11 protein-coding genes are annotated in these 13,392 nt (G+C 56.8%); 6 read left to right on the top strand and 5 right to left on the bottom strand.

Going from position 1 to position 13,392, the window contains the following annotated elements; translation table 11 throughout:
* Positions 1-44: 44 nt before the first annotated feature.
* Together CU103_RS03430 and CU103_RS03425 are read left to right on the top strand one after the other, a co-directional pair.
* Entirely contained in the window at positions 45-533 is a 489-nt protein-coding gene (locus CU103_RS03430) for a universal stress protein (RefSeq protein WP_106662476.1), read from the top strand.
* Between the two features lie 99 nt (positions 534-632).
* Positions 633-1,211: a NifU family protein gene (locus tag CU103_RS03425; RefSeq protein WP_106662475.1), complete on the top strand. Its 579-nt coding sequence runs from the start codon at positions 633-635 to the stop codon at positions 1,209-1,211.
* Between the two features lie 55 nt (positions 1,212-1,266).
* Here CU103_RS03425 and CU103_RS03420 read toward each other — a convergent pair whose 3' ends face one another.
* The 3 genes from CU103_RS03420 to xylF form a co-directional block, all read right to left on the bottom strand.
* Entirely contained in the window at positions 1,267-2,046 is a 780-nt protein-coding gene (locus CU103_RS03420; RefSeq protein WP_106662474.1) for an ATP-binding cassette domain-containing protein, read from the bottom strand.
* A gap of 13 nt (positions 2,047-2,059) precedes the next feature.
* Complete coding sequence (locus CU103_RS03415; protein WP_106662473.1) at positions 2,060-3,367, bottom strand: sugar ABC transporter permease; 1,308 nt, start codon at positions 3,365-3,367, stop codon at positions 2,060-2,062.
* A gap of 86 nt (positions 3,368-3,453) precedes the next feature.
* The gene (gene xylF / locus CU103_RS03410; protein WP_106662472.1) at positions 3,454-4,497 is read right to left on the bottom strand and encodes a D-xylose ABC transporter substrate-binding protein; all 1,044 of its coding nucleotides are present in this window, start codon (positions 4,495-4,497) and stop codon (positions 3,454-3,456) included.
* A 208-nt stretch (positions 4,498-4,705) separates the two neighbouring features.
* On the opposite strand from xylF, the gene CU103_RS03405 reads away from it, so the two are divergent.
* Genes CU103_RS03405 through xylA form a run of 3 tightly spaced genes read left to right on the top strand, consistent with a single transcriptional unit; the run spans position 4,706 to position 8,738 of the window.
* A complete protein-coding gene (locus tag CU103_RS03405; protein ID WP_245448556.1) occupies positions 4,706-5,953 on the top strand; it encodes an ROK family transcriptional regulator in 1,248 nt (415 codons plus the stop codon).
* Between the two features lie 23 nt (positions 5,954-5,976).
* Positions 5,977-7,431: a xylulokinase gene (gene xylB / locus CU103_RS03400; protein WP_106662471.1), complete on the top strand. Its 1,455-nt coding sequence runs from the start codon at positions 5,977-5,979 to the stop codon at positions 7,429-7,431.
* Entirely contained in the window at positions 7,428-8,738 is a 1,311-nt protein-coding gene (gene xylA, locus CU103_RS03395) for a xylose isomerase (protein ID WP_106662470.1), read from the top strand. Before xylB ends, xylA begins: the two co-directional genes overlap by 4 nt.
* A 41-nt stretch (positions 8,739-8,779) precedes the next feature.
* Here xylA and CU103_RS03390 read toward each other — a convergent pair whose 3' ends face one another.
* Positions 8,780-9,529, bottom strand: coding sequence for an SDR family NAD(P)-dependent oxidoreductase (locus CU103_RS03390; protein ID WP_106662469.1), 750 nt, complete (start codon positions 9,527-9,529; stop codon positions 8,780-8,782).
* 121 nt (positions 9,530-9,650) lie between these two features.
* On the opposite strand from CU103_RS03390, the gene glpK reads away from it, so the two are divergent.
* Complete coding sequence (gene glpK / locus CU103_RS03385) at positions 9,651-11,141, top strand: glycerol kinase GlpK (protein ID WP_106662468.1); 1,491 nt, start codon at positions 9,651-9,653, stop codon at positions 11,139-11,141.
* A gap of 9 nt (positions 11,142-11,150) precedes the next feature.
* Here the strand turns inward: glpK and CU103_RS03380 are convergent, their stop codons facing one another.
* Positions 11,151-13,352 carry a transglycosylase domain-containing protein gene (locus CU103_RS03380; protein ID WP_106662467.1) on the bottom strand — a complete coding sequence of 734 codons (2,202 nt, stop codon included), beginning with the start codon at positions 13,350-13,352 and terminating at the stop codon, positions 11,151-11,153.
* Between the last annotated feature and the right edge of the window lie 40 nt (positions 13,353-13,392).

Below are 13,392 nucleotides of genomic sequence, written 5' to 3'. Positions count from 1 at the left end.
GGGCAGGTCTTGCGAACGCTCAGTGCATAGGGCAGGTTGAGCACATGGTATCAAAACGTCTGAGCCGCGAAGCCGGCCACCGCCGCAAATTTCTTGCCGTCATCGACGAGACGCCGGAATGCGAACGTGCGGTCGCCTATGCCGCACGCCGCGCCAAGACCACGGGAGGCGTGCTTTTACTTCTTTTCGTTATAGATTCGGCCGATTTTCAAGCATTTCTTGGTGTCGAGCAGATCATGCGCGCCGAAGCTGAGGAGCGAGCCAATTCGACGCTCAGCAAGTTTGCCGCCAGTGTCCGTGAAACGATCGGGATCGAGTCAGAACTTGCCGTGCGCGAAGGCATCACAGCCGAAGAGATTCGAAAGCTCATCGAAGAAGACCAGGATATTGCCATTCTCGTACTGGCCGCCGGTTCCGGCAAGGAAGGTCCGGGGCCCCTTGTCCAGTCATTGGCAGGACGCGAATCCTTCTCCATCCCCGTTACGGTGGTGCCCTACAATCTTTCCGATGAAGACATCGACGCGATTACGTGATCGCGCACCAAAATCGTGCTACAATCTTGACTTGAAGAGTTGGGTTTAAAGGCCTATATCCCCTTTGAACGGTTCTAAACTAGACACGCGAGATCCACCATGTTCATCCAGACCGAAGCAACGCCGAATCCGGCGACCTTGAAGTTCCTGCCTGGAAAGGTGGTTCTTGAGGAAGGCACAGCCGATTTCCGCGATGCGGCAGGCGCTACCGAAGCTTCGCCTCTTGCTGGCAAAATATTTGCCATTCCCGGTATTACCGGCGTTTTCTTCGGATATGATTTCGTCACAGTCACCAAGACCGAAGGCCCGGAATGGCAGCATCTGAAACCGGCAATCCTCGGTGCTATCATGGAACATTTCATGTCTGGCGCGCCGGTCATGGCAAATGCAACCCAGATTGCCGACACAGCACAGCGCGAGACCGATGGCGAGTTTTTCGATAGCGCCGACACGGAAATTGTTGACACGATCAAGGAATTGCTTGAGACCCGTGTGCGTCCAGCTGTGGCTCAAGATGGCGGCGATATCACCTTCCGAGGCTACGAGAACGGCACCGTGTTCCTGCATATGAAGGGTGCGTGCTCGGGTTGCCCGTCCTCGACAGCTACGCTCAAACACGGGATTCAGAATCTTCTTAAACATTTCGTTCCGGAGGTTCAGCAGGTCGAATCGATCTGATTTTTCTGCTTTGATTTAGAAAAAAGGCCGCTCGAAGCGGCCTTTTTTCTTGCAATCAGTTCACTGCACCGGGTCCCGGTATCGCCCCGGGCGGGCATTTTCCGAGAATGATCATACCGAGCACTTCATCCTCATTGACATCGCCTACCTTGGCGGTGCCGACAACCTGGCCGTTCTTCATTACCGCCACGCGATCAGCGAGATGGAAGACGTCATGAATGTCGTGGCTGATCAGGAAGATACCGATACCTTCGCTCTTAAGCTGCTTGATCAGCTCGCCAACCTGCGCCGTTTCCTGTGGCCCAAGTGCGGCCGTGGGCTCGTCCATGATCAGAATGCGTGCGTTGAAGAGGATCGCCCGGGCGATGGCCACGGACTGGCGCTGACCGCCGGAGAGCGCCTTGACCGGGTCCTTGAAGCGTTGGAATCGTGGATTCAGTCGACCCATGACTTCGCGCGCACTATGCTCCATCGCCACATCGTCGAGTGTGCCCCAAGGCGTCATCAATTCGCGGCCGAGATAGAGATTGGCAGCCGTATCGACATTGTCGGCCAGCGCCAACGTCTGGTAGATCGTCTCGATGCCATAGGCTTTGGCATCGCGTGGATTGCTGATCGCCGCCTCCTCACCGTTGACTTTGATCGTGCCGCTGTCACGCTTGTAGGCGCCCGAGAGTATCTTGATCAGCGTCGACTTGCCGGCACCGTTGTGGCCAAGAAGGGCCACCACTTCACCAGGAAAGAGATTGATCGATGCTCCATCGACCGCCCGGATACCCCCAAACGCAATGGAGATATTTTCCATGTCGATGAGAGGTGCTTGTGTGTTGGTCATAATTAGTCCTCCCTCAAGCGGTACGGCGGCGATAGATCGTGTCGAGCCAGACGGCAACAACAAGGACGAGCCCGACAACGATGTTCTGCAACGGCGTATCCAGCCCCAACAGGACCATGCCGGAGCTCAGTGATTGCATCAGCAACGCGCCGATCATGGCACCCGCTATCGTTCCGACGCCGCCAGCCAGCGACGTGCCGCCGATAACGGCAGCGGCGATAGTGAGGAGTTCATCGAGCGTGCCTTGTGCATTGGTCGCTGCATTCAGGCGCGCAGTAGAGATCGCACCGGCAATGGCGCAGAGGATGCCCATGATGATGAAGATCTTCATCGTCACCCAGCGCGTATTGATACCGGCAAGGTCCGCAGCCTCGGGGTTTCCGCCCATGGCAAAAACATAGCGGCCAAAGCGGGTCCGTGTGGTGACGAAGGTCATGATAATGCCCGTCGCGACAGCAATCAGTACCGGAACGGCGATGCCATGGGAGATGAACAGGCCGCCATCGGGAATAATGATATTGTTAGCCTCCGCATATTTGCGAACGATACCGATCGGCCAGTAATAGGCATTGGCAAGGGCGACTGCGCCAAGAACGAGGAGGCAGCTGATGGCCGCCATGAATATCTCTGCCCAAACGGGCCTTCGGGGAAAATTAAAGCGCTTGCGCTGACGGCGGCTGTTGATGATCATCCCGACAACCGCAAGGCAAGCAACGATACCAACGACCCAGCTCCAGGTCGCCCCAATCGAACCCTCAGGACCACCGCCTATCAAACGGAAGGTCGAGTCCATTGGCGCAACTGTGCGGCCGGAGGTGACCCACCAGGCAGCACCGCGCCAGACAAGAAGTCCGCCAAGCGTGACGATAAATGCCGGAACACCGAGAAATGCAATGATAAATCCCTGAAAGCCGCCAATCAAAGCGCCAGTCACAATGCCGATGCCAAGGGCGATGATCCATGTGGCGGGATGTTCGAAACCAATCAGCTTCGGTAAAAACTCGGCTTGGGTAACGCCCATGATCATGCCGACAAATCCAAGAACGGAGCCGACCGAAAGATCAATATTGCGGGTGACGATGATCAAAACCATGCCCGTCGCCATCACAGCAACCGATGATGTCTGGACAGATAGGTTCCACAGATTGCGCGGTGTCAGAAATTGGCCGCCGGATAGAAACTGGAAGGCAAGCCATATGATGACCAGCGCTCCGATCATGCCGAGAAGGCGTGTATCGAGCTCCGTCGCCTTGAAGAACCTGGCAACGATGCCGAGTTCGGAAGCGCGGGCCCGGTCAAGACTGATGGCCGGATCACTCATGTTATTCTCCCGGTTTCAATTTTCTTTTTGAAACGCCGCTGATCCATTGGAACAGCGGCGTTCGATCTCAATAGATAACAGCGATATTATTTGCAGGCCGGTACAGAACCCGCCTTGACGCCCTGACAAGCAACGTCTTTCTGCACCCAACCAGCATCGATGACGACATCGAGATTGTCCTTGGTAACCGGAACAGGTGTCAGGAAGACAGCATTGACTTCAACCTTGTTCACACCGCCGGCAAACTTCTGGACGTTCGCAATTTCTTCCATCTTCTTGCCATCCGCGAGGGCCGAGGCGATGCCTGCAGCCTGCTTGCCAAGCTCGCGTGAGTCCTTCCAGATCGTCACGGTCTGCGTACCGAGCGCTACGCGGTTGAGCGCTGCGAAATCAGCGTCCTGACCTGAAACTGGAACGGTACCGGCAAGCCCCTGGGCCTGCAGGGCAGCAATCGCGCCACCCGCCGTACCGTCATTAGCCGCGACAACAGCGTCGACCTTGTTGTCATTGGCCGTCAGGAACTGCTCCATGTTCTTCTGCGCATTGGCAGGCAGCCAGCCGTCCGTATAGGCCTCACCTACGTTCTTGATCTTGCCGGAGTCGATTGCCTCTTTCAGTACTTCCTGAGCACCGGAGAAGAGGAAATCTGCGTTCGGATCGGATGAGCTACCCTTGATGAATACGTAGTTACCTTCCGGCTTCACGGCGAAAACGCCGCGTGCCTGCATCCGGCCTACTTCCTTGTTATCGAAGGTTATATAGAACGCATCCTTGTTCTCAATCAGGCGGTCATAGCCTACGACCGGGATGCCTTCGGCAACGGCCTTTTCCACAGCCGGTCCGATCGCGCTCGAATCCTGAGCCAGGATGATCAAGGCGTTGGCACCCTGCGATATCAAGCTTTCAACGTCGGTCAACTGCTTCGAAGCCGAAGACTGTGCATCGGCCGAAATGTACTTGTCGCCATTGGCCTCGAGTGCCTTCTTGATCGCCGCTTCATCGGTCTTCCAACGCTCTTCCTGGAAGTTTGACCAAGACACACCAACGATCTTGTCTTTCGCCAAAACAGGTCCGGCAAAAGAGACAGCAAGGACAGCAGCGCCCGCCAATGCGGTTGCATATTTTTTCATGGTAACCCTCCCAGTGCACGCAGCACGTTGACTGATCGATGGATGGCCCTTCACCTCCGGCCACCATCGAAACCTCTTTATTTCGAGGCTCGAAAAAAATAGTGACTTAAAACCATTTCCATGTCAACTTAGATTTTCGTAGTGTAAGCTATTGCAACGCAACAATATTTTTTGCGGCGCACAAAAAAAGATTTCGGGAGGAATCATTTTGCTGATCGATGAGATCGCGCGACCTGACGATGTCAGGCGCCAGAATCGCAGGCTCGTCCTGGCGGCCTTGCGCCGTCACGGACTTGTATCGCGCACCGATATTGTCGCGCAGACCGGCCTCAGTCCTTCAACCGTATCCGCCATCACAACCGCGCTCATTGCAGAGGGAATCATCGGGGAAAGCCGCGACGGCGATACCACATCACACCGGCGTGGACGACCTCAGGTTGCACTCACGCTGAACCCTGAAATAGCCACGATTGCGACCGTTGAACTCGCGTTGAATCTCATCCATGCGGTACTATACGATTACAAGGGCCACATGATTGCCGAAGAGTTCAGACGCGTCCCGACGCTCGAAGCGACAACGGCCGACCTGATCAAGTCGATATGCAAGATGCTTGACAATCTGCTGGAGGGGCGGCCGGCCACGGCAGGACGGCTAATGCACATTTCGATGGGCGTGCAGGGTGTAACGGATGCGGCAAGTGCCACCATGCTATGGTCGCCAATCACCCCTGACAGCAATATCTCATTTGGAGCAGAGCTTTCCGCGCGATACGGCGTCGCTGTTGCTGTCGCCAACGATTGCAACATGATCGCCGAAGCTTTGCGCTCAATTGACCCGGTTCAATATGCGGAGGATTTTGCCGCGATCCTGCTGTCCCACGGTATCGGCATGGGTCTCTATCTGAAGGGCCAGCAATTTGTTGGCGCCAATTCGTCCGCTGCCGAATTCGGTCATATGCTGCATACGCCGAATGGCGCATTGTGCCGTTGTGGCCGTCATGGCTGCATCGAAGCCTATGCGAGCGACTATGCCATTCTCAGGAGGATATCGGGCCAGGACGAAAACGCCCAGCCAGCACAGGATGTCGATACGGCAACTTTTGACGAAGTTGCCGATCGCGCCCGATCCGCCGATGGTGAGGAGCGTGCAGCATTTCGCAAAGCCGGACAGGCAATTGGCTCGGGTCTACGCAGCCTGTTCTCCCTCATCGACCCGGTACCTGTAGCGCTGGTCGGACCAGGCGCGGGTGTCTTCGACCTCATCGAAGATGAATTGCGCAATATGATTTCCGGCACGTCGGGCTGGGGCGTTACCAAGAACCTCAACATCAATTGCTATCCGGACGAACACCCGCTCATCCTGCAAGGATGCATGATGACATCCCTGCTTCATCTCGATACGCAAATCTTTGCGCCCGGCGACACCAAGGAAGCGCCCTTAAAACGCGCAATATAAGCAAATATTCAGGAGAGAAATCCATGTATTTAGGTCTCGATTTGGGCACATCCGGCGTCAAGGCATTGTTGATCGACGAGCACCAGTCGATTGTCGGTTCCTGCACCGGGACACTGGATATCTTGCGCCCGCATTCCGGCTGGTCGGAGCAGGACCCGTCGCACTGGATCAAGGCAACAGAGGACGCTATTGCGGCGCTGAAGGCGACCCATGGCAAGCAGCTCGCTGCAGTCAAGGGCATAGGCCTGTCCGGTCAGATGCACGGAGCAACGCTGCTCGGTGCTGACGATCAGGTGCTGCGTCCCTGTATTTTGTGGAATGATACACGCAGCCACAAGGAAGCTGCGGAGCTGGACAGCGATCCAAAATTTCGAACACTTAGCGGCAATATTGTTTTCCCCGGCTTCACTGCACCAAAGGTCGCGTGGGTGAGGAATAATGAGCCTGCGATCTTTGCGAAACTTCGCCGCGTGCTCCTGCCGAAGGATTATTTGCGCCTGTGGCTGACTGGCGAATATGTATCGGAAATGTCCGATGCGGCGGGTACCTCATGGCTTGATGTCGGCAAACGCACATGGTCTTCAGATTTGCTTGCGGCTACCGGGCTCAATACAAGCCACATGCCGTCGCTGGTCGAAGGAACCGAAGTCTCCGGCATGCTGAAGGCTGACCTTGCTGCGCGCTGGGGTATGGGCAGCAAAGTCGTGGTTGCCGGCGGCGCCGGGGACAATGCTGCCTCTGCTTGCGGCATGGGGACTGTCGGCGAAGGTCATGCCTTCGTCTCGCTCGGAACATCCGGCGTGCTTTTCGCCGCCAACAGTGCCTATCTGCCCAATCCAGAAAGTGCAGTTCACACTTTCTGTCATGCGATCCCAAACACATGGCACCAGATGGGCGTCATCCTCTCGGCCACAGACGCCCTGAACTGGTACGCAGGAATCACATCGCGCAAGCCGTCGGAACTCACTGGCGAGCTCGGCGATCAATTGCGCTCGCCGGCCGGTGTCACCTTCCTGCCCTATCTTTCGGGCGAACGCACGCCTCTCAACGATTCGGCCATCCGCGGTTCCTTCTATGGCCTTGAACATGCCAGCGACCGAGCGACGCTGACCCAGGCCGTTCTCGAAGGCGTGGCTTTCGCCTTCCGCGATTGCCTTCACGCACTTGCTGCGGCTGGTACAAAGCTCGATCGCGTGACTGCAGTCGGCGGCGGTTCCCGCTCGACCTATTGGCTCAAGGCAATTGCGACAGCCCTCAATATTCCTGTCGACGTGCCAGCGGATGGTGATTTCGGTGCGGCCTTTGGTGCGGCACGCCTCGGACTTATCGCAGCCGAGAAGGCCGATCCGGGTGCAATCTGCGTCGCGCCTGCAACCGACTACACCATCGAACCCGAAACGGATTTAACCTCCGAATTCGACGCGGCATACGATCGCTATCACAACCTCTATCCAGCATTAAAAGGAGTTCAGTCATGAGCAGCGGATTTTTTGGTGACATAAAACCAGTCAAGTATGAGGGGCCGGATAGCACCGATCCGCTTGCCTATCGCTTCTACAATCCAAATGAGATTGTGCTGGGCAAGCGCCTTGAAGATCACTTACGCTTTGCGATCGCCTACTGGCATTCCTTCGTCTGGCCGGGGGGCGACCCATTCGGCGGTCAAACCTTCGAGCGCCCTTGGTTCAACGACACGATGGACGGCGCCAAATTGAAGGCTGACGTCGCCTTCGAAATGTTCTCAATCCTCGGCGCCCCATATTTCTGCTTCCACGATGCAGACGTGCGTCCGGAGGGCGAAACGATTGCGGAGAGCAACAAGCGCCTCTATGAAATCGCCGACTATTTTGCCGGAAAGATGGAAAAGACCGGCACCAAGCTGCTTTGGGGGACGGCCAATCTCTTCTCCAACCGCCGTTATATGTCGGGGGCAGCGACCAATCCCGATCCGGATGTCTTTGCCTATGCAGCCGCGACCGTCAAAACGTGTATCGACGTCACGCAGAAGCTGAAGGGCGAGAACTATGTCCTTTGGGGTGGCCGCGAGGGCTATGAAACTTTGCTTAACACCGACATGAAGCGTGAACTCGACCAGATGGGCCGATTCCTTAGCCTCGTTGTCGACTACAAGCACAAGATTGGTTTCAAGGGTGCGATTCTCATCGAACCGAAGCCGCAAGAACCGACCAAGCATCAGTATGATTACGATGCGGCAACCGTTTACGGCTTTCTCAAGCGTTTTGGTCTCGAAAATGAAGTAAAGGTCAATCTCGAACAGGGCCATGCAATCCTTGCCGGCCACTCCTTCGAGCATGAGATCGCAACAGCTGCCGCTCTCGGTATTTTTGGTTCCATCGACATGAATCGCAATGATTACCAATCTGGCTGGGACACGGATCAGTTCCCGAACAACGTTCCGGAGGTGGCACTTGCCTATCATGAAATCCTAAAGGCGGGCGGATTTACCACGGGCGGTACCAACTTCGATGCCAAGCTGCGTCGTCAGTCTCTGGACCCGCAGGATCTGTTGATCGCCCATATCGGCGGCATGGACACCTGCGCACGCGGCCTCAAAGCGGCGGCAAGAATGATCGAAGACAAAGCTCTCACCGGGTTCGTCGAAGACCGCTATGCGGGCTGGTCGAAGCCGGACGCGCAGGCGATGCTATCCGGCAAACTCTCGCTCGAAGCCATAGCCAAACGGGTCGAGGATCAGAAAATCCAACCCCAGCCCAAGTCCGGCCGTCAGGAATATCTGGAAAACGTCGTCAACCGTTACGTTTGACGATTGGATGCAGTACCCTCCCCTTGCGGGGAGGGTTGATCCTAAACGTGTTGACCGCCATTGATGTGGATTTCCGAGCCCGTCACATAGGACGACGACTCGGTGCAAAGAAAATAGATCGTCTCGGCAACTTCGGCCGTCTTGCCGAGACGGCGCAGTGGCAAATGTTCAACAAGCTTGTCGGTCCCCGGCGACAAGATCGCCGTGTCGATCTCGCCTGGCGCTATGGCGTTGACGCGAATGCCATGCGGGCCGAAATCCGACGCCATTTCACGGGTCAGCGAGGCCAGTGCAGCTTTTGAAGTCGCATAAGCGGTACCGGCGAACGGATGGACGCGACTGCCAGCAATCGAGGTCACATTGACCACCGATCCCTGTGCCGCCTCAAGTTCCTGAAACAGGCCGCGCGCCAGCATGATTGGCGCAAAGAAATTCACCTGAAACACGGTCATCCAGGTCTGCATCGGCGTCTCGATCGAATCGAGCCGGTCGCCAGAAGGATTCTTGGGTGAAATACCGGCATTGTTTACCAGCGCGTTCAACTTCCCTCCCTCAGCGGCGAGGCGCTGCCTTATCTCAGATACGGCGTGATCGACATCGGCGGGATCAGCAAGATCCACTTTGATGTGATCCTCGGGACCCGCCGGCCAGGGGCAATTGTCGTCAAAGCTCTGGCGTGAGCAAGTAATAACGCGCCAGCCGGCGCGCGAAAAGCGTTTAACAGTTGCGTGGCCGATACCGCGGCTAGCACCGGTCAGCACAAGCACCTTGCGTGGTTCATCATTGGTCATGGCAATTCTCCGTTGGATCAGCCATAGACCATCGCACTGTGAAATTCGAGGCATATCATGTCGCAACGATTGATCTGCCGGGATCAAATAAATATCGTGGCGCCGAAATGAGGGGGAGAGCATGAACGGATACGTCCTGGCCATCGATCAAGGCACCACATCAAGCCGCGCCATAATTTTTGACAAGAACCGCAAGGTCGCTGGCAAGAGCCAGCAGGAATTCACGCAGATCTATCCGCAATCCGGCTGGGTAGAGCACGATCCGGAGGAAATCTGGCAGTCGGTGCTAAGAACATGCGAAGTCGCCATCGAAAATGCCAAGATCCAGGCAGGCGACGTTGCCGCCATCGGCATTACCAATCAGCGCGAAACCGTCATCGTCTGGGACAAGGCAACCGGAAAGCCGATCCATAACGCCATTGTCTGGCAAGACCGGCGGACGGCATCGCTTTGCCAGAAATTGAAGAAGCAGGGCCTCGAAAAGAGATTCAGCAGGAAGACGGGGCTCCTGCTCGACCCCTATTTCTCTGGCACGAAGCTGTCGTGGGTACTCGACAAGGTGCCGGGTGCGCGTAAACGAGCAGCCAATGGAGAATTGCTGTTCGGCACTGTCGACTGCTTCCTCATCTGGCGGCTAACCGGCGGCAAGGTGCATGCAACCGATGCCACCAACGCGTCACGGACGCTGCTTTTTAATATCGGTACAAATGAATGGGATGATGAGCTGCTGGAAATTCTCCGCATTCCCCGCGCCATGCTGCCGGAGGTCAAGGATTGCTCTGCCAGCTACGGTGCTGCAGAAGCCGATCTGTTCGGCGCCGCGATACCCATTCTTGGCGTCGCCGGCGACCAGCACGCGGCGACAATCGGACAAGCCTGTTTCGAGCCTGGCATGTTCAAGTCAACGTATGGTACCGGGTGCTTCGCTCTTCTTAACACTGGCAGTGATATGGTCCTGTCAAAGAATCGCCTCCTGACAACGATTGCTTACCGCCTCAATGGCAAAACGACTTATGCCCTGGAAGGCTCCATCTTCATTGCCGGCGCAGCAGTTCAATGGCTGCGGGACGGGCTCAAGATCATCGGCTCAGCACCTGAAACCGGCAAGCTCGCAGATCAGGCCGATCCGAGCCAAAACGTTTACCTGGTGCCGGCCTTTGTCGGACTTGGAGCCCCGTATTGGGATGCGGAAGCACGGGGGGCTATCTATGGTCTCACCCGCAATTCCGGCCCGGCGGAATTTGCACGGGCGGCGCTGGAATCGGTCGCGTACCAGACACGCGACTTGCTCGATGCCATGCGTAAAGATTGGAAATCCGCCGATACGAAGACCGTATTGCGCGTCGACGGTGGCATGGTCGCCTCGGACTGGACCATGCAGCGTCTCGCCGATATTCTCGATGCGCCGGTCGATCGGCCGGACATCCTCGAAACCACGGCGCTCGGTGCTGCATGGCTTGCCGGATCAAAGGCCGGGATCTGGCCGAATCTCCGTGAGTTCTCCAAGACCTGGGAACGCGACACGCAATTCACTCCGAAAATGGACGAAAAAACCCGCAAGGCGAAGATTGCGGGTTGGAAGTCGGCGGTGAAGCGCACGTTGACTAGCTGATCGAAGCGGTCAGTTCCCCATGATCAGATCAAACAGCGTCGTCTTGCGGCCTTTTTGACCACCGTTGCCGCCAACATTTGCAGGCGGCACCGGCCGGGTTGATCCGGTCTGATCGCCAAGGCCGGCAGGTGGCACAGGTCCAGCCGGATCAAGTTGAGCAGAAGGCACACCTTCAGCCGCCGGAACGGCCGGATCGCCACCTGATGCCGGGAGGATATCGTTGCCGTCATTAACCTGCTGGCGCAGCTGATAGTCGCCCGGCAGTTGGGCTACCGGAACGCCCTTGTGCGCGGCGACCATGAAGTCCTTCCAGGCGATTGCAGGCAGAGACCCGCCGGTGATCTTCTTCGTCGGCTTGCCATCATCATTGCCGAACCACACACCGGTCGTCAGATTTGACGTGTAACCGATGAACCAGGCATCACGGAAATTCTGACTGGTGCCGGTCTTGCCCGCGGCGGGCCAACCGAACTTTGCCTTGGTCGCTGTACCGCTTTCCACCGTCTGGCTAAGCATCGCGTTCATCATGCCGACATTGCGCGGATCGATCACGCGGCTTGGCGCCGGGCTCTTGTATTCGTAGAGCACCTTGCCATCGTTGGTCGTCACGCGGCGTATGATGTGAAGCGGGGCCTTATAACCGCCGTTGGCAAAGGGCACGAAGGAATCGGTCAGTTCAAGCAGCGTGACTTCCGATGTTCCAAGTGCCAGCGATGCATTGGAGGTGAGGTTTGATTCGATTCCAAGGCGGTGTGCGGTGGATACGACGGTTTTCGGTCCAACTTCCATCACGAGCTGTGCCGAGACAGAATTCAATGAGCGCGCCAGCGCTTCGGCAAGTGTGACCTTGCCGAAGTATTTGCCGTTGTAGTTCCCTGGCGTCCAGTTGCCGATGCGAATTGGCGCATCGTTGCGCACGGATTCCGGTGTAAATCCCTGCTCCAGCGCCGAAAGATAGACGAAAGGCTTGAACGCCGAGCCCGGCTGACGCTTGGCTTCGCTTGCACGGTCGAACTGACTGTTGGCGTAGTCATAGCCGCCAATGAGCGCTCGGACGGCCCCTGTACCGTCCACCGAGACCATCGCGCCTTGCGATACGTTGAGCTTCTCGCCGTTCTTGCTGATAAGGTCACGAATTGATGCTTCGCCGAGCTTCTGCAGGCCAAGATCTACCGTGGTATCGACAATAACGTCGCTACGCACATCGCCGATCAGCGCCGGCAGTTCTTCCATCACACGGTCAGCCACATATTGTTCCGATCCGCTCCAATAGGAAGCGGCGCGCGAGGCCGGCTGTTTCATCGCGAAGTTCAGTTCCTTGTCGCCGATCATGCCCTGGTCGCGCATGGCAGCTAGGACAAGTTGGGCGCGCTCACTGGCAGCCTTCGGATCCCGCGCCGGCGATAGTCGCGACGGCGCTTTCAGCAGCCCGGCAATCAACGCCGCCTCCGGCAGCGTAACTTCCTTGGCCGATTTGTCGAAATAACGCCTGGAGGCGGCGGCTACGCCGTAGGACCCGGAGCCGAGATAGACCCGGTTCAGATACATCTCCAAAATCTGTTTTTTCGTATATTTCCGCTCCAGCCAAAGAGCGAGCAGAACTTCCTGCACCTTGCGCTCGATCGTGCGATCCGGCGTCAGGAACAGGTTTTTAGCTAGCTGTTGGGTAATCGTCGAACCGCCCTGCACCAATCGTCCAGACATGACATTCGCAGCCATGGCACGAGCAAAACCGATCGGATCGACCCCGAAATGAGAGTAGAAGCGCCGATCCTCGATCGCCACCACAGCTTCAGGCAGATATGGCGACATCTCATGCAAGCTGATAGCTTCGCCGCCCGACGCGCCACGATTGGCAATCAGATTGCCTTCTACGGAAACGATCTTGACGTTTGGCGGCCGGTCCGGAATCGACCAAGTCGTTGTCTGTGGCATCTTTGCGGCAAAGTAAATGACTGTTCCCGCCAAGGCGATGCCGCCCCAGATACAGAGCACGAACGACCAATATACCGCTCGCCGCAGCAAGCCAAGAAAACCCCCGCGGCCGCTGCCACGACGGGATCTAGCGCGTTTTGGTCTAATGGGCTTGCGTGCAGTCTTGCGTTTCGCCACAGGCCTGTCCTCCGGATCTGCGCGCAAATCATCGCCTGAACGGCGGCCCGAACTGAACGCCGGCTCAATGCGTTGTCTGCCCTTATCGCGTGATGCCATTAATAAGAAGTCCCGCCCCAAATGAGCCGCAAGAATGATC

Origin of the sequence: Phyllobacterium sophorae, assembly GCF_003010965.1 — a bacterium.
Taxonomy (GTDB): Bacteria; Pseudomonadota; Alphaproteobacteria; order Rhizobiales; family Rhizobiaceae; genus Phyllobacterium; species Phyllobacterium sophorae.
This window is presented reverse-complemented; position numbering and strand designations above follow the sequence as displayed.